The organism is Streptomyces sp. NPDC091282, assembly GCF_044757385.1.
Classification (GTDB): domain Bacteria; phylum Actinomycetota; class Actinomycetes; order Streptomycetales; family Streptomycetaceae; genus Streptomyces; species Streptomyces gramineus.
Window position 1 is genome coordinate 44,355 of the sequence record NZ_JBIVUX010000014.1, and the last position, 14,865, is coordinate 59,219.

Sequence of the window (14,865 nt, forward strand, 5' to 3'; positions counted from 1 at the left end):
GATCATCCGGCCGCCGCCCGTGCGCCGTCAACCGTGCGTCGCCAGCCAGGACTTCAGCGCGCCGAGGTCCGCCGGGGTCAGGCCGAACGCGTGGTCGACGCGGTGCAGCAGGGCCGGTCCCCGGTGGTGGGTGGCGACCCATGCGCGGTCGGCCTCGGTGATCTCGTCGTCGATCCAGATGAACGGCCGCTGCCGCGCCCACGCCACCAGCGTCCGCGTCTTCCAGTGCAGCAGGGCGGGCGGCTCGTCCTCGTCGGGCCACTCCACGACGGGCAGCGGGGGCAGGCCGAGCCACGGGGCGACGCAGTCGTTCGCGTCGTCCATCCACGTGGTGGCCCACACCAGCTCGCAGCCGAGCGCGGCCAGGCGCGGGCCGAGCGCCGGGTCGATCCGCGTGACCAGCGGGTTCGAGGGGACACCGACGGACTCGTAGGCCGGGTACGTGTGCCCGTCCGGGGCGCCGAAGGGGAGGAGGGTGCCGTCGATGTCCAGGAAGAGAAGCATCGGGGACAGGATCCCTCAAAACGGCAGCGGCCTCGCGTGCACGACGTCCAGCCTGGTCACCGCCCGGGTCAGCACCACGTACAGCCGGTGCAGGCCGCGTTCCTCGCCGTCCGCCACGGCCGCCGGTTCCACCGCCACCACGTGGTCGTACTCCAGGCCCTTGACCAGGCTGGCCGGGACCACCGCCACGCGGGCGCCGAGCTGGTCGGGTTCCGCGGGTTCGATGCCCGCGGCGGTGAGCGCGGCGCGCACCTCGGCGACCTGGGCGTCGGCCGCCAGCACGCCCACCGAGCCCTCGCGGGCCAGGGCCTCGCGCACCGCGGTGACCGTGGCGGCCGGCACGTCACCGGTCGGGCGGATCGTCAGCTCCCCGTCCGCGCGGTGCGAGCGGGCCGGGGGCACGTCCGTGTCCAGGCGGGCGAGCAGCCGGTTGGTGAGGTCCACCACCGCCGCCGGGACCCGGAAACCGGTGGTGAGCGGGACGACCGTCGCGTCCGGCTTGCCCAGGTGGCGCAGGACGGTCCGCCAGCTCCGCGCGGACCACGGCGTGGTGGCCTGGGCCAGGTCGCCGAGGACGGTGAGCGAGCCGAAGGCGGCGCGGCGGGCGATCGCCCGGCACTCCATGGGCGACAGGTCCTGGGCCTCGTCCACGACGATGTGGCCGTAGCCCTCGGGATGTTCGACGAGCCCGGCGATCTCGTCCAGGAGCACCAGGTCGGCGGGTGACCAGCGGGCCGACTTGCAGGAGCGCGGCGGGCGGGTCCAGATCAGGGCCCGCTGCTCGGCGGGGTCGAGGACGCCCTCGGCCGCCCGTGCCAGCACCTCGGCGTCCGTGAGGAGTCCGGCCAGCACCTCCTCGGGGCGCACCTTCGGCCAGAGGGTGTCCAGGCAGGCACTCATCGCGCGGGACCGTTCCAGGCGGCGGGTCCAGGCGGCCGGCTGCGGTCCGGCGCGCCGTTCGGCCTGGAGCTGTACGGCCCGCATCGCCCGTCCCCGTACCCGCTCGCGTCCGATGGCGTACGGCGGTTCCTCGTGCCGTACCGCCGTGACGATCCGGGTCAGTTCGGCGGTCGACAGCCGCCAGGTGCAGGTGCCGTCGGAGAGCGACAGGGGCCGGACGGCCTCGGCGGAGACATGGGCGTACAGCGCACGGCGCAGCACCTCGGCCGTCCGCGGGTCGTGCTTGAGCGCGGCGGCGCGGGCGGAGTCGGTGCCGGTGGCCGGATGGCGGGCGATCTCCTCGTGCAGGGTGGTCTGGCGCACGCCGGTCTCGCCGAGGGCCGGCAGCACCTCGGAGATGTAGGAGAGGAAGGTGCGGTTGGGGCCGAGGATCAGCAGGCCGGAGCGGCGGATGCGCTGGGGGTGGGTGTACAGGAGGTAGGCGGCGCGGTGCAGGCCGACGGCGGTCTTGCCGGTGCCCGGGGCGCCCTGGACGCACACGGAGGCGCCGAGGCCGGCGCGGACCAGGTCGTCCTGGTCGGGTTGGATGGTGGCGGCGATGTCCCGCATGGGGCCGACGCGGGGCCGTTCGATCTCCCGGGCGAGGAGGGTGCCGGGGCCGGACTCGCCCGCGGCCAGCCGTTCGTCCTCCCAGCCGGTGAGGTCGGCGGAGTCGCCGCGGCTGCCGGGCGCCCAGCCGAACCGGCGCCGCACGGCGACGCCCTGCGGTGCGTCGGGGCCGGCCTGGTAGAAGGCCCGGGAGACGGGCGCCCGCCAGTCGACGACCAGCGGCGGGGCGGTCGGCTCCGCGCTGATCCGCAGGCGGCCGATGCGGTAGCTCTGTCCGGCGTGCTCGCCGGAGCCGAAGCGCAGCTTGCCGAAGAACAGCGGGCCCTCGGGGAGTTCGCGCATCTCCTTGGCCCGGCTGCGCAGCCGGTACCCGAGGACCTCGGCGTCGGCTCCGGAGGCGGAGACGTCCTCGCCGGTGACGACGTGCTCCACGGCGCCTTCGACCATGCGGGCGAGGGCGTCCCGGCAGGCGTCGTGGTACGCGCGTTCACGGCGGAGTTCCTGGTCGGGGTCCCGGTCGGGGTCTTGGTCGGGGTCCTGGGCGGGTTCCTGCTGCATGGGGACAGCGTAGACGAGAAAATGTGACCCGGTTAAATTATTGACCGTGACGCACGAGCTGGACCCCCCGCCCGGGACGGACGGGCCGCGCGGTTCGCTCCGGCCTTCACTCCGGCCTTCACTCCGGCCTTCGCTCCGGCAGGTCCGCCCGGTCCCCCAGCACCCGCTCCAGCCGCCCGAACGCCCGCTCCGCCGCCGCCACCGCGTCCTCCCGTACGGCGTCGACCCGCTCGCCGGCCGCGATCCGCCGCCAGTTGTCCTGCGCGAGGATCCGCTGTACGGCGATGATCTGGCCGGCGGCCAGCCGGGCGTCCAGGGTGCCGCCGAGGGCCTCGGCGAGCGCGGCCTCGGACCGCTCCAGGTAGACGTGCTGGCGGGCGACGAGGGTGGCGGTGCTGTTGAGGAGGGTGTGGAAGGCGAGGACCTGCGGGTGGTCGTTGAGCCCGGTGATCGGGTCGTTGCGCCGCAGGCCGTCGAGGAAGTGGTCGCGCACCGCGCCGACCGGGGACGCCGCCCCGGCGACCAGCCGCGCGGTCTCCGTCTCGTGGTCGGCGATCCGGTGCAGGACCAGGTCCTCCTTGACCGGGAAGTACCGGAACAGCGTCGGCTTGGAGATCCCGGCCGCGGCCGCCACCTCGGCGACCGACACCGCGTCGAACCCCTTCGCCAGGAACAGCCGCACGGCGATGTCCGACACGTCCTCGTACATCCGCCGCTTCTTGCGCTCACGCAGGCCCGTCTCACCCATGGGACGAGCCTACGCAGGGGGGGTCAGGCGAGGGCGCGGGTGAGGTCGGCGGCCGGGGCCGAGGTCCCCGGTCTCTGCGGACGATCCGGAATCACAGCGATGTGTCGCCGCTCGGGCTCCCGTTCTCACGGCACCAACGCATCAGGGCCGTGACGATCCTGCGGGTTCCCGGCGGCTGGTCGAGCCCCAGGACCGGCGCGGCGTCGGCCAGGACCCTGCGCAGCTTGAACGCGGCGGGAGCGATCCGCCGCCGGCCCACCTCGGAGCCGGTGTCCAGTTCCAGCGCGGTGCGGATCACGTCGGTGAAGACGGACTGGGCCCTCTTGTAGGCGAGCAGACGCCGGAGATCGTGCTCCCACCCATTCGTGCTGTCGGAACGGACCCCCTGGACGGTCTCCCGCCAGCGCCGGGCGACGGCACGCGCGTGCCGTGCCGGATAGCGCATCAGGTGGAGGTGGGTCGCCAGGTCGTAGAGCGGATCCCCGACCATCGCGAGTTCCCAGTCGATCGTCCACAGGCGCTGTCCGGCGTCGACGATGAAATTCTCGCGGTGCAGGTCCGCGTGGAGCAGGCAGAAGGGGCGTTCCTTGAGACCAGAGACGTTTTTTCGCAGGTACCTGAACGACTCCTCGCCCAGCCAGAGGTCCTCGAAAAGCCCGGCGAACCGGTCCAGGTTCGCCTGATAGACACGCTGCTCGGTGAACAGGACCAGGCGCTCCAGAAAGCCGTTGGTGTCACCGTCCTCGGGACGGTCCTCGGCCTCGCAGCGCCGTTCGGCGGACAGGTCCTCGGGCAACACCTCGATCATCTGTCCGAACAGATGCATGATCTGACTGAGGAACAGGTCGGGAACCGCTGTTCCCGACCTGTGAAAACAGCCGAGCGTATCCCCCTCGATAAAACGTTGCAGCCCGATCCCGCCCACCTCGATGAGGTCCGGGATTCCCTCGATCCGGCCGCTGAGAGACCTCAGCAGCTGCTCCTCGGAATCGAAGCACCTACGGTCGAACCACAAGAGGTCGGCCCGCGGTTCACGGCACTTCCACCGCCCCGACCGGTCGCCCTCCATCTCCCCGGACAACGGAAACACATAGGTCTCGTGGTGATAGCCGTGGAGCGGGCCTTCGACCACGCTCGCGTCACCACTGACGTCGACTGCGTGCAGCCGAGCGGGGGAAACTGGTTCGGGTGACATCGCCCGTTTCTTTCGCCGTGACCCTTCCAGAGGGTGCAGAAGTGGGAGCACGGTACTCCTGTGCTGGCGTGCATCGTGCCAGACGGCCACGACTCGTCGAACTCGATCCCGCTGAAGGGCGACTGAACGCACTGGTGTGCAGCGGCGTATTCCTTTGTGTCCGCCGGTCGCCCCATGAGCTGCGGTACTGGCCGCCGCGTCCGCCGTGGTCCACACTGACCGAGGCGACGGGAGGAAGCCCATGGGCAGCGCAGCCGATCAGCGTGCCGCTCTGCGACGGCTGCTGACGCACCCGGACGAGGACGGGCGTGCGGGGGCCGTGCTGCTCGATTTCGACGGACCGGTCACCGACCTGTTCCGCGGCAGATCGACGGCCCCGGTGGCAGACAGGATCAAAGAAGCCGTACGGGCATTCTGGGGACCGCTCGATGCCGACGTCGAGTCGTGCGACGATTCCCACGGAATTCTGCGCCGCCTGCGGGACATGTACGACCGCCCGGCCTCCGCACCGCGCGATCCGCGCGCCCTCCTCGTGGCGGAGAAGATCGTCACCGCCTATGAGTACGAGGTCGTCGAGACCGCCGATCCCGCGCCCCACGCACTCCGCCTCATCGACGTGCTCGCCGATCACGGAATTCCGCTGGTGATCGTCAGCAACAACGCCGACGGGCCCATCTGGGAGTTCTTCAAGAGCGCGAAGGTCCAACGGCAGGAGAAGGTCACAGCAGTCGTGGGACGAGACCCCCTCGAACTGCGCAACATGAAGCCCGATCCCGATTCCGTACTCCGTGCCGTGGATCTTCTGGGGACACGGCCCGGGCGCTGCCTCCTCGTCGGCGATCAGATCACGGATCTCCAGGCCGCCCAGCGGGCCGGCACGCCCTTCCTCGGATATACGCAGTCATCCGAACGTGCGGCGCGGATGCTGGATCTCGGTGCCTACTGCGTCGCCCGCTCGCACGAACCGCTCATCAACGCGGTGGAGAGCCTGTCGAGGCCCAACTGACCTTCTGGTGCTGGAGAGTGGCCCCGGGCATGATGGCCGCCAGGGGAACTACGGCGCCGCGCCGCCGGATCCGATCAGCGGCGTGTACAGGGGGTATGGGTGTTTTCTCGTGGTCCGGGCGGCAACAGCCCCAGCAGGCTCGATCGAATCCGGCGCATGCTGAGCGACTGGAAACCCCGCCTGGTCAAGTCCGTGCTGGCCCTGATCGCCGTCCTCGGAGTCGCCGCCGAACTCATCGAGCCACTCGGTAACGCCCTCAAAGGCCAGCAATTGCTGGGGGGTTCCTTCGCGGCACTGGTCGCCTTCATCCTTTTCGACGCCATCAGCGAGTCGGACGCGGAACCGAAGGAGATCCCGGGCGTCTACGTGTTCGCCGGCCGCGACCAGTTGCACGAGGAGTTCAGGGAGGCGTTCGAATCCCGCCGGATAAGGATCGACTTCTCGGGTTTCACCATGGAGACGCTACTCGAAGCACTGGCGGTGCCGTTGGGGAGGATGGCCGACCGGGAAGTGCGCGCCGTGGAGCTGAAACTGTGCCTGATCATCGCGCACCTGAATCTCCCGATGGGACTTCCGGGCGGCCTCGTGCCCGTTCCGCGGAACGGCGACTCCGATACCACGGGGTACTTCTTCCAGGACTCCCCGGAGAACCGCGAACGCATGCGGGAGGAATTCACGCGGCGGAACTGGTCCAGGCTCAAGGAGATGCTCAACGCCGTACAGCGGAGGAATCCCCACCTGGCCATATCCTGCGAACTGCGGGAGTCGCCGCAGACGCCGGGATGGAAGCTCTACGTCCTGAACCAGGAGAAGGTCTTCACCACTCCCTACGGGATCGAGCGCGACAGGATCGAGTGGCGCGGCAGCCACTACGACATCCTCGACACGAAAGGCTTCGCACAACTCTACGGCAGAGCCCGCTACATCGGTTGGGATCTTCGTTCGAAGTCCCGCCAGACCAAGCAGATCGCGGAACTGCACATGGAGTGGCACCGGAACCTGTGGATGAAGCTCGCCGAGAACAAACCGGAGCGCCCCGTGATCAGCGACCCGCGGTGGACACGCCCGGCAAGCCTGAACGTGCCCTCCTGACGGGACCTAGAGGGCGAGCAGTTCCCACACCGCGTCGAACCACCGGGTGGAGGCGGCGACGAATGCGGATCCGGGTGAGACCGGATCCGCGTCACGGTGGTGATGGCCCGCAGCCGCTCCGGCAGGCGCGGATCGTCCGGGTGGTCCTTCGCCCGCGGGTAGGGCATGTCCTGGGTCTCGGACGGCAGCAGCATCCGCAGGTGGATGCGCCGGGGCGAGATGTCGCGCGCCCTGATCCGCTCGGCCTGGACGCGGATGTGGGCGTCCAGGCTCTCCGAGGTCAGGGTGGAGACGTCCAGGGTGACCTCGTCGCGCTCGAAGGCCTCGCCGATCACCGGCCCGAGCGTCATCGGACGGTGCCGGGACCGGCCGGCCCGGGGTGCCGAGGACCGTGCGTGCTGCCGCACGACCCGGGAACCCCTGCCCCGCCCGCTCTCGATCCAGCCCTCGCTGCCCAGTTCGCGCAGGGCCCGCTGCACGGTGTCGCGGGAGACACCGAACTCCTGCGCGAGCGTCTCCTGGGACGGCAGGAAGGAGCCCAGCGGATAGCCGCCGTCGGAGAGCCGGACCCGCAGTTCCTCCGAGACCCGCTGGAACGCGCCGCCGTCCTTCGTCCGCTTCGTCACATGGCGTAGGTGCCTCCTGGGAATCCGCCGCAAACAACTCCCGCTCAGACAGGCCCTAGTCCCGCAACAGCGACAGCAACGACTCCAGAGAACCCACCACGAACTCCGCGCCGGCCCCGGTCAAGAGCTTGGCTTTCCGTTCGTTACGCGCGTAGCCGAGGAACGGGACCCCGGCCCTGCGGGCCGCCTCCAGGTCGGAGGGTGAGTCCCCGATCATCAGGGCCGCGTCGGGGGCGGCGCCCATCGCGCTGAGGGCGCGGTTGAGGCAGTACGGGTCGGGCTTGAGATGGTGGAGTTCCTTGGTGCGGCCGTAGATGTGCGGGTGGAAGCAGGGGGTCAGGTCGCGGTCGTCCAGGTAGGCGCGGACCACCCGCGGGGAGTTGTTGGTGGTGATCGCCATCCGGGCGCCCATCGCCCGCCAGGTCCGGATCAGGATGTCCGCGTAGGCCGTCGGCATCGCGGTGGAGGTGGCCCGCAGCTCCTCCTCGGTGAGACGTTTCTCCAACTCGTCGACCAGGTCGCTGCCCGGGTGCCGGCTGTCCACCGCGCGCAGCACGAGGTGCGGGTCGAGGGAGTCGCGCTCGGGTTCGGTGACCAGGCCGTGCAGACCTCGGCTCGCCAGCCACGCCATCAGGCCCTCGGCCACCCGTGCCGCCGAGTGGCCCGCGAACAGCCGGCAGATCGGCCCGTCGAAGTCCCACAGGACCACTCGGGCACGGGTGACCTGCTCCCGCAGCCGCTCGGTCTCCTGCGCCGTCTCTTCCGTCACTGGTTCTGCCTGCGTCGCATCAGAAGTCACTAGGAGAGTGTCAGGTCCGTCGTAATGGTTTCCCAGAGGGCGTCGAACCACTTCTGCGATTGCTCCACGAACGCGGCGTCCCGGTGACCTGCCCGCTTCTCGAAGGAGAAGAGCAGCGACTCGGAGCCGACCGCGTCGTACATCTCCAGCGTTCCGTTGTCGGTGAGTTCCTCGCGCCGCGTCACCATGTAGTAGCCGAACAGCGCCTCGGCGCCGTTGAGCAGGTACAGCTTGGCCGGCGGGGTGAACGGCAGGGCCCGGAAGGTGACGTTCACCTCGATCTTGTGGGTGGAGCGCAGGGACTGCAGGTTGTACTGGAGCACCTGGCCCTGGGCGTTGCGCATGCCCAGCCAGCGGGTGTGGACGGCCTCGTCGTCCCCCTCGACCGGCACCGGGAACGCCAGGTTGATGTCGCGGCCCGGCAGCAGGACGCGGACGTCGATGCTCTCGGGGCGGATCCGGCCCTCGTGGATCAGCCGGAGCGGTTCGGCGAGCGCCGGGAGCAGGCTCTGGGCCGTGAGGCAGGCCGCGTCGATGCGGACGCGCGGGGCGGTGAACGCCGCGGTCATGCGGGGGCCGAGGCCGACCATCGTCGGCTGCGGCTCGCCGAGGGGCCGGGTGGCCTGTTCGGCGACGCGCGGCGGGCTGCCCTTGGTGACGTTGGCGAGGAGGCCGTCGTCCTGCAGCACCCGCAGCGCCTGGCGTACGGCGCCCCGCTCCACGCCGAACTCCTCGGCCAGCTCGGCCTGGGTGGGCAGGCGGTCGCCCACCTTGATGTCCCCCCTGCGGATGCGTTCCCGCAAGGCGTCGGCGATCTCCTGGGGTGTGCTGCCGGCGTTCACTGCCACGTTCTCCTGGGTCACGACCAAACGCTACAACTCTGATCCATCTACCGGGAGTTGTTTGAAGATTGGTTATAACTCACGGCCAACCGGGAACAACTTAATCAAAGTTGGTTACCAACTTGATTAAGTTGGTGGAAGCTTTGCTTCCCGACGATGGGGGAACCGACATGCCCGCCGCTCTCACCCTCTTCTCAGCCGTCTTCGTCGTCTGCTTCGAACAGATGGTCCAGTCGAAGTACGGTGCCACTGGCATTATCGGCCTGCTCCTGCTCACCGTGGGGATCAAGGCCAAGAGCCCGGCACTCAGCTCCGTCGGCGCGGTCCTGCTCGCGCTGCTGCTCACCGGCCCCGCGCTGTGAGAACAGGCCTCAGGCCGTCAGCTGCAGGTCCGAACTGATCGTCTCCCACAGGGCGTCGAACCAGCGCGTGGACTGGTCCACGAACGCGGTGTCCCGCAGCCCGGCGCCCTGCTCGAACGCGAAGAGCATCGACCGCGTGCCCTCGGCGTCGTACGTCTGCAGGTGCTCGTGGCCGATCTCCCGCTCGTGGCGCCCGAGCGTGTAGTACGCGAACAGCGCCTCCGCCCCGTTGAGCAGGTACAGCTTGACCGGCGGGGTGAACGGCAGCGCCCGGAAGGTGACCCGGACGTCGATGCCGTGCGTGGCCCGCAGCGCCAGCAGGTTGTGCCGGAGCACCTGGCCCTGGGCGTTGCGCTGGGCCAGCCAGCGGTTGTGCACCGTGTCCTCGGCCGAGGCGTCCAGCGCCGTCGGGAACGCGAGGTCGATCTTCCGGCTCGGCAGCAGCACCCGCACGTCGATCTTGGCCGGTTCCAGCCGTCCCGCGTGGATGAGCCGCAGCGGCTGGCCGAGCGCGAGATTGAGGGAGACCGAGGTCAGGCAGAGCGCGTCGATCACCACCTCCGGGGCCGCGAAGGCGGCCTCTATCCGGGAGGCGAGGGCCACCATGGTGGGCTGCGGCGGCGCCTCCGGGCCCACGGCGAACCGGACGGGCCCCGGATCAGGGGCGACCGTCGCCGGCGCGCCCTTGGAGGCGTTGGTGAGCAGATGCTCCGACTGGAGGATGCGCAGCGCCTGCCGTACGGCTCCCCGTTCGACGCCGAACTCGTCGGCCAGTTTGGCCTGGGTGGGCATGCGCTGACCCGGCCGCAGCACCCCGGACCTGATCCGGGTGCGCAGCACTTCGGCCACCGCGTGGTGGGACGCCTGGGGCCGCTGTGGCCTCTCCCGCCCACTGGCGGAGGCGTGTTCCGGGTCCACGGACAAACAGTACAACTTCCCGCCATCTTTAGGCAGTTCGCGGGAAGGTGGTTATGAGTCGCGTCCAAACGGAGATAAGTACAGTGGAGTTGGCCACCAACTTCTGCAACATGGTCTCACTTCCCCGGTGGTTGGCCGACGGGGTTCCCTTCCGGAGGGGAGCCGGGAGCCCGGTCGAACAGGGCGGCCACCGGCGTGCACGACCAGCGCACCACACCTGAGCACAGTCACAACTGAACACCGACAACCGAATGACGGCAGACCCGCACAGCCACAACTGCATAGCTCCAACAGCTCGCTACGGATGAGCAGATGTCAGCAAGGTGGTTCAGGCACCGCCGCCGCCGAGGGAAGGGGACCGTCTCAGAAGAGGTCCGGGCACCAAGGCCGCCCGGACGTGCGCAGCAGGGCGTCGGCCTCCTGGGCGGCGCCCACTCGCGTTTCCCGGACCCGGCCGAGGGTGTGCAGCCGCGCCACGGACTGGTCGCCGAGCCAGACGGTCGCCAACTCGGCTATGCCGATGACGAGTTCCGGCGCGTCGGTGGTCGGCGCGCAGGACGCCCGGCCGCCCGCGGCGTCCAGCCGGAACCGGCCGCCGGCCAGCCCCTGCGGGTCCGTCACCTCCAGCACCAGCGAACCCTCCGCGTCGTACGTCCGCGCCTCCAGGGCCCGTACGACGTCCAGGATCCGCACCCACAGCCAGTCCGCCTGCGTGGTGATCCGAGCGGCGCGCGGGTCGGGGAGGTAGTGCGGCAGCAGGTCGTCCGGCGACCGCCAGCCGCTCTTCACCCGGGCGACCCAGTCGATCGAGCACAGGTAGTGCCACAGGGCGCGCTCGGCCGCCGGGGTGGCGCCGAGCAGCCACTTCACCGTGGCCGTCTCCTCCGGCTGCTTGCCGTGCCAGGTGCCGTCCGCCGTGTACGCCACCATTCCCTGGACCTCGCCGTCCGGCGACCGGTAGGCCGCGTGGAACGGTTCCGTCCAGTCCGACTCGAAGCGGACCGCGCCGGTCCGCAGCTGCCACCACAGCTCGTTGCGGCTGACCGCGCCGGGCGTGCCGCGGCGGATCCGCTCGTGCAGCTCGGGGCCGGACTTGCGGACGTCCTCGGCGTCGATCAGGTCGATCCGGCCGCCGTCCTCGGGGGCCGACCAGCGCGGGTCCAGGCCGGTGCGGCCGACCTCGACCGTCCACTCCGTCAGGGTGGTCGCCGGGCCGAAGCCGTAGCGGCCGTAGATCCGGTACTCGGCGGCGATCAGGGTCGCGACCACGTCGCCGCGCGCCTTCGCCGCGGCGAGGTCCTGGCTCATCATGCGGGTGAGCAGGCCGCGGCGGCGGTGGGTGGGCGAGACGGTGACGTTGGAGATGGCGTCGGCGGGGACGGCCGTGCCGCCCACGGTGGTGAGCTCCTGGTCGAAGGAGCGGAACGTCGCGACGCAGCGGGAACCGTCGAAGGCGCCGAGGAGCCGGCCCGGCACGAACTGCCGTCGGCGGGCTTCGATCTGGTCGTCCGTGAGGGAGGGCTGCTGGAGGAAACCGGTGTTCAGGGCACGGTGCCAGTCGGCCAGCTCGGCTGCGGTGATGGGTCGGACTTCGACGGCGTCAGTCATGTCAGCACGTTAGGTGCTCGCTCGGGCCGGTGCCGATCGAATTTCGGCCGCGGACCGGGACGGACCCGTGCGGCCCGGGACAGGCTCCGCCCCGAAGAACCCGCCGAAGTCCACGTCCCGAGAGCCCCCGAGAGCCCCCGAGAGCCGCGCCCTACGTCAGCAGGTCGTCGACCTGGGCCTCGCCCTCCCGGTACCGGCGGGCGATCTCGCCGCTCGAATCGTCCGCCGTCCGCTGCAGGCGCTGCCTGCGCCTGGACACCTCCTGCTCGTAGCGGACCAGGCGGCCCATCGCCGCCGTCAGTTCCGCGTCCGTGCGGGCCTGGAGGTCGGAGAGTTCCACCTCCGCCAGCATGTCGGCGGCCAGGCGGCCGTACTCCTCGTTGTGCGGGGTGCCCAGGGTGACGTGGCGGGCCGAGGAGCGGTGGCGGGCCGGGGCGTCGGTCAGGATCTCCGGGAGGCGGTCCACGACCGCGGCCGCGCCCGCCGGGGAGCGGCGGGCCAGTTCCGCCCGGAGGATGTCGATACGGCCCTGGAGCAGCCGTCGTACGTAGCTGAGGTCGGCCTCGTCGCGCTGCGCGTCCCGGCGCAGGACGCGCAGCTCGGGCAGGCTCAGGCAGGCCAGGTCGTACTCCGGCGGCTCCGCGGGCAGGGTGATGCCGTCGCCGCGTTGTGCGGGCGGCCGGGGCAGGCTCTGCGTGCTCTGCGTGCCCTGCGTCTTCAGTCGCCCGGTGCTCGGTGTGCTCATACGCCTCTACCGTCCCCTCGACCGGTGTGTGGAAGCATGGTGCCACCCCAAGTGGCCGCAATGTGACCGAGTGCCCCCGAACGGCCCTAGATGTGAGGTTAAGGATCCGTGACCGGCCCCGCGCGGGGGCCGTCGGAGCACCCGGCATGATGGTCGGCATGCGAGCTGTGGTTCAGCGGGTGGACGGCGCCAGTGTGGTCGTGGACGGCGAGACGGTCGGCGCGATCGAGGGCGAGGGGCTGTGCGTGCTCGTGGGCGTGACCCACGACGACACCAAGGAGAAGGCGGCCCAGCTGGCCCGGAAACTCTGGTCGATCCGGATGCTGGCCGAGGAGCGGTCGTGCAGTGACGTCGACGCGCCGCTGCTGGTGATCAGCCAGTTCACGCTGTACGGCGACGCGCGCAAGGGACGGCGGCCGACCTGGAACGCGGCGGCCCCCGGCGAGGTGGCCGAACCGCTGGTCGAGGAGGTCGTGGCGCGGTTGCGGGCGCTGGGGGCGACGGTGGCCACCGGGCGGTTCGGGGCGCAGATGCGGGTGTCGCTGACGAACGACGGGCCGTTCACCGTGCTGCTGGAGATGTGAGCAGGTCCCGGCAGTCCCGGGCCAGGCCCGCCATGCCGAGTTCCTGCGCCGTGCCGAGCGCGGTCCTGGCCAGGTCGTGGGCGGTGGCGCGGGCGGCCGGGGAGCCGGTGCGGATGCGGGCGCGGGCCTCGTCGAGGCGGAGCCGGGCCATCTGGGCCGGATAGCGCCGGGCCAGGCGCACGGCCCGGCCCAGGTGTCCGAGGGCCGTCTCCGGTTCGCCGGCGACCAGGGCGAGCAGGGCGCTGAAGCGGGCGGCGGGGCCCAGCAGGACGGTGGGCCAGCCGGCCAGGACCACGTCGTCGGCGTGCGCGTCGAGGAGGGCGCGCAGCGGCGGGACGTACGCCGCCAGGTCGGCCGGGGCCTCGGTGCGCTCGGCCAGTTCGGCGCAGACCAGGGCGAGGATCGCGGCGGTGGGCACGGACCAGCCGCTCGGCGGCAGGCGGGTGAAGCCGTCGGTGTCGGCGGCGAACGCCCGTACCTGGTCGACGGCCTGCTCGTACCGGCCGGTCTCGCACAGGGCGAGGGCCAGGCCCGCCCGCCACACCGGGAAGTAGCCGCGCTGCTGGACGCCGGCCATCCGCGGGGAGGCGAACAGCTCGGCCAGCCTGCCCTGTTCGTGGCGGAGCCAGAACTCCTGGCCGAGCACGGTCTGGCCGAGGGCGTCGGCGGGCATCGACAGTCCGGCCTCCATCGCGGCGGCCACCTCGCCGGCCTCCCCGAGGATCCACCGCGCGGCGGCGGCGAACTCACCACGCCACAGGCTCAGCAGGGCGTCCAGGGTGCGCTGCTGCCAGTGGGCGAGGCGGCTGCGGTGGCGGGCGGCGTACTCGCGGTGGACGCTGACGGTCGCCTCGGCGGCGGGCACCCGGCCGGTGCGCAGCTGGTCGATGGCGAGGGCGACCAGGGCCTCGCCCTGGAAGTAGGCGGAGCGGGAGCGGACGGCGAGGTCGCGGAGTTCGCTGGAGAGGGCGAGCAGTTCCCGGGCCGGCGCGAAGTCGTACAGGGCCCAGCGGGTCTCGGTCAGGATCTCGCAGTGGGCCTCGTCGCCGATCAGGCCGGGGTCGCGGCGGACGGTCTCGCGCAGCTCCGCGAGGGTCAGGCGGGCCAGCCGGGCGCCGGTGCGGGGTTCGGCGCCGGTCATCGCGGTGTCGTAGCCGATGGCCATGGCGAGTTTCTTGGCCCGGTGGGCGGTGAGCTGGAGGCGCAGTTCGACGGCGGGCGGGTCCGTGCGGCCTGCCAGGCCGGCCAGGCAGGCGTCGATGCGGAAGAGCAGGTCGCGGTCGACCTGGCCGGGGTCCGACCAGCGGCGGGCGCTGCGGACGACGGCGTGGGCGCGGGCCAGTGCGTCGCCGCCCGCGGCCTCGTAGGCGGCCTGGTAGTGCCGGCCCGCCTCGTACATCTCGCCGAGGAGGTGGCGGGTGTCGCCGCGCCGGATGTGCTGGTCGTAGGCGGCGCCGTAGCCGCCGGGGTGCGGCCGGTCGGCTACGGCGCGGGACCCGGCGGCACGGCGGCCGGGTCCGTCCGCCGCGCCGTCGGGCCCCGCGGCCCGCTCGGGTCCGGGAGGCAGCAGGGCGAGCAGGGCGCCGTCGGCCCGCAGGGCGGCGTCGCAGCGTTCGGCCAGCAGCCGGCCGGGCGGGCGCAGGCCGTTCTCCACGCGGCTGAGGTAGCTCTTGCTGTAGTGGACGCGGCGGGCCAGCTCGGCGAGGGAGAGTCCGGCGGCCTCCCGGCGCACGCGCAGGGCCTCGGCGAACTCCTCCTGCGGTGTCAAG

The 14,865-nt window shown here is 71.4% G+C and carries 14 protein-coding genes and 1 pseudogene; 4 read left to right on the forward strand and 11 right to left on the reverse strand.

Annotated elements, in window-relative coordinates; translation table 11 throughout:
* Positions 1-27 precede the first annotated feature (27 nt).
* From ACIQOE_RS39690 to ACIQOE_RS39705, 4 genes are all read right to left on the reverse strand, one after another.
* The gene (locus ACIQOE_RS39690; RefSeq protein ID WP_362648290.1) at positions 28-504 is read right to left on the reverse strand and encodes an HAD domain-containing protein; all 477 of its coding nucleotides are present in this window, start codon (positions 502-504) and stop codon (positions 28-30) included.
* A gap of 15 nt (positions 505-519) precedes the next feature.
* On the reverse strand, positions 520-2,571 hold the full coding sequence (locus ACIQOE_RS39695) for a HelD family protein (protein ID WP_401416948.1): 2,052 nt from the start codon (positions 2,569-2,571) through the stop codon (positions 520-522).
* A 118-nt stretch (positions 2,572-2,689) separates the two neighbouring features.
* Positions 2,690-3,319: a TetR family transcriptional regulator gene (locus ACIQOE_RS39700; protein WP_401416950.1), complete on the reverse strand. Its 630-nt coding sequence runs from the start codon at positions 3,317-3,319 to the stop codon at positions 2,690-2,692.
* 91 nt (positions 3,320-3,410) lie between these two features.
* Positions 3,411-4,514, reverse strand: a complete 1,104-nt coding sequence (locus ACIQOE_RS39705) for an aminoglycoside phosphotransferase family protein (protein WP_365559426.1) — start codon at positions 4,512-4,514, stop codon at positions 3,411-3,413.
* Positions 4,515-4,755: 241 nt separating this feature from the next.
* Between ACIQOE_RS39705 and ACIQOE_RS39710 the strand changes: the two genes are divergently transcribed.
* Positions 4,756-5,520 carry an HAD family hydrolase gene (locus ACIQOE_RS39710; protein WP_401416952.1) on the forward strand — a complete coding sequence of 255 codons (765 nt, stop codon included), beginning with the start codon at positions 4,756-4,758 and terminating at the stop codon, positions 5,518-5,520.
* Positions 5,521-5,676: 156 nt separating this feature from the next.
* Positions 5,677-6,612: a hypothetical protein gene (locus tag ACIQOE_RS39715; RefSeq protein WP_365559429.1), complete on the forward strand. Its 936-nt coding sequence runs from the start codon at positions 5,677-5,679 to the stop codon at positions 6,610-6,612.
* 467 nt (positions 6,613-7,079) lie between these two features.
* Here the strand turns inward: ACIQOE_RS39715 and ACIQOE_RS39720 are convergent.
* From ACIQOE_RS39720 to ACIQOE_RS39730, 3 genes and pseudogenes are all read right to left on the reverse strand, one after another.
* Positions 7,080-7,238 (reverse strand): annotated as a pseudogene (locus tag ACIQOE_RS39720) (GntR family transcriptional regulator); the annotation flags it as partial.
* A gap of 55 nt (positions 7,239-7,293) precedes the next feature.
* Complete coding sequence (locus ACIQOE_RS39725; protein WP_365559431.1) at positions 7,294-8,007, reverse strand: HAD-IA family hydrolase; 714 nt, start codon at positions 8,005-8,007, stop codon at positions 7,294-7,296.
* Positions 8,008-8,036: 29 nt separating this feature from the next.
* Complete coding sequence (locus ACIQOE_RS39730) at positions 8,037-8,906, reverse strand: GntR family transcriptional regulator (RefSeq protein ID WP_351328327.1); 870 nt, start codon at positions 8,904-8,906, stop codon at positions 8,037-8,039.
* Positions 8,907-9,049: 143 nt separating this feature from the next.
* On the opposite strand from ACIQOE_RS39730, the gene ACIQOE_RS39735 reads away from it, so the two are divergent.
* A complete protein-coding gene (locus ACIQOE_RS39735) occupies positions 9,050-9,241 on the forward strand; it encodes a hypothetical protein (protein WP_351328329.1) in 192 nt (63 codons plus the stop codon).
* A gap of 9 nt (positions 9,242-9,250) precedes the next feature.
* Here ACIQOE_RS39735 and ACIQOE_RS39740 read toward each other — a convergent pair whose 3' ends face one another.
* The 3 genes from ACIQOE_RS39740 to ACIQOE_RS39750 all read right to left on the reverse strand — a co-directional run bounded on the left by ACIQOE_RS39740 (position 9,251) and on the right by ACIQOE_RS39750 (position 12,512).
* Positions 9,251-10,165 carry a winged helix-turn-helix domain-containing protein gene (locus ACIQOE_RS39740; protein WP_365559433.1) on the reverse strand — a complete coding sequence of 305 codons (915 nt, stop codon included), beginning with the start codon at positions 10,163-10,165 and terminating at the stop codon, positions 9,251-9,253.
* Between the two features lie 357 nt (positions 10,166-10,522).
* Positions 10,523-11,767 carry a GNAT family N-acetyltransferase gene (locus ACIQOE_RS39745; protein ID WP_399012493.1) on the reverse strand — a complete coding sequence of 415 codons (1,245 nt, stop codon included), beginning with the start codon at positions 11,765-11,767 and terminating at the stop codon, positions 10,523-10,525.
* A gap of 151 nt (positions 11,768-11,918) precedes the next feature.
* Complete coding sequence (locus ACIQOE_RS39750) at positions 11,919-12,512, reverse strand: aerial mycelium formation protein (RefSeq protein ID WP_351328335.1); 594 nt, start codon at positions 12,510-12,512, stop codon at positions 11,919-11,921.
* Positions 12,513-12,670: 158 nt separating this feature from the next.
* Between ACIQOE_RS39750 and dtd the strand changes: the two genes are divergently transcribed.
* Positions 12,671-13,096 carry a D-aminoacyl-tRNA deacylase gene (gene dtd, locus ACIQOE_RS39755; RefSeq protein WP_351936451.1) on the forward strand — a complete coding sequence of 142 codons (426 nt, stop codon included), beginning with the start codon at positions 12,671-12,673 and terminating at the stop codon, positions 13,094-13,096.
* On the opposite strand, the gene ACIQOE_RS39760 is transcribed toward dtd, so the two are convergent.
* On the reverse strand, positions 13,074-14,864 hold the full coding sequence (locus ACIQOE_RS39760) for a helix-turn-helix domain-containing protein (RefSeq protein WP_401416957.1): 1,791 nt from the start codon (positions 14,862-14,864) through the stop codon (positions 13,074-13,076). The two genes, dtd and ACIQOE_RS39760, sit on opposite strands and share 23 nt — an antisense overlap.
* Between the last annotated feature and the right edge of the window lies 1 nt (position 14,865).

Bases quoted from the DNA above. Each gene is read 5' to 3' on its own strand.
- ACIQOE_RS39690 (WP_362648290.1), bottom strand. From the start codon at position 504: ATGCTTCTCTTCCTGGACATCGACGGCACCCTCCTCCCCTTCGGCGCC.
- ACIQOE_RS39700 (WP_401416950.1), bottom strand. From the start codon at position 3,319: ATGGGTGAGACGGGCCTGCGTGAGCGCAAGAAGCGGCGGATGTACGAG.
- ACIQOE_RS39705 (WP_365559426.1), bottom strand. From the start codon at position 4,514: ATGTCACCCGAACCAGTTTCCCCCGCTCGGCTGCACGCAGTCGACGTC.
- ACIQOE_RS39695 (WP_401416948.1), bottom strand. From the start codon at position 2,571: ATGCAGCAGGAACCCGCCCAGGACCCCGACCAAGACCCCGACCGGGAC.
- ACIQOE_RS39745 (WP_399012493.1), bottom strand. From the start codon at position 11,767: ATGACTGACGCCGTCGAAGTCCGACCCATCACCGCAGCCGAGCTGGCC.
- ACIQOE_RS39735 (WP_351328329.1), top strand. From the start codon at position 9,050: ATGCCCGCCGCTCTCACCCTCTTCTCAGCCGTCTTCGTCGTCTGCTTC.
- ACIQOE_RS39750 (WP_351328335.1), bottom strand. From the start codon at position 12,512: ATGAGCACACCGAGCACCGGGCGACTGAAGACGCAGGGCACGCAGAGC.
- dtd (WP_351936451.1), top strand. From the start codon at position 12,671: ATGCGAGCTGTGGTTCAGCGGGTGGACGGCGCCAGTGTGGTCGTGGAC.
- ACIQOE_RS39710 (WP_401416952.1), top strand. From the start codon at position 4,756: ATGGGCAGCGCAGCCGATCAGCGTGCCGCTCTGCGACGGCTGCTGACG.
- ACIQOE_RS39715 (WP_365559429.1), top strand. From the start codon at position 5,677: ATGCTGAGCGACTGGAAACCCCGCCTGGTCAAGTCCGTGCTGGCCCTG.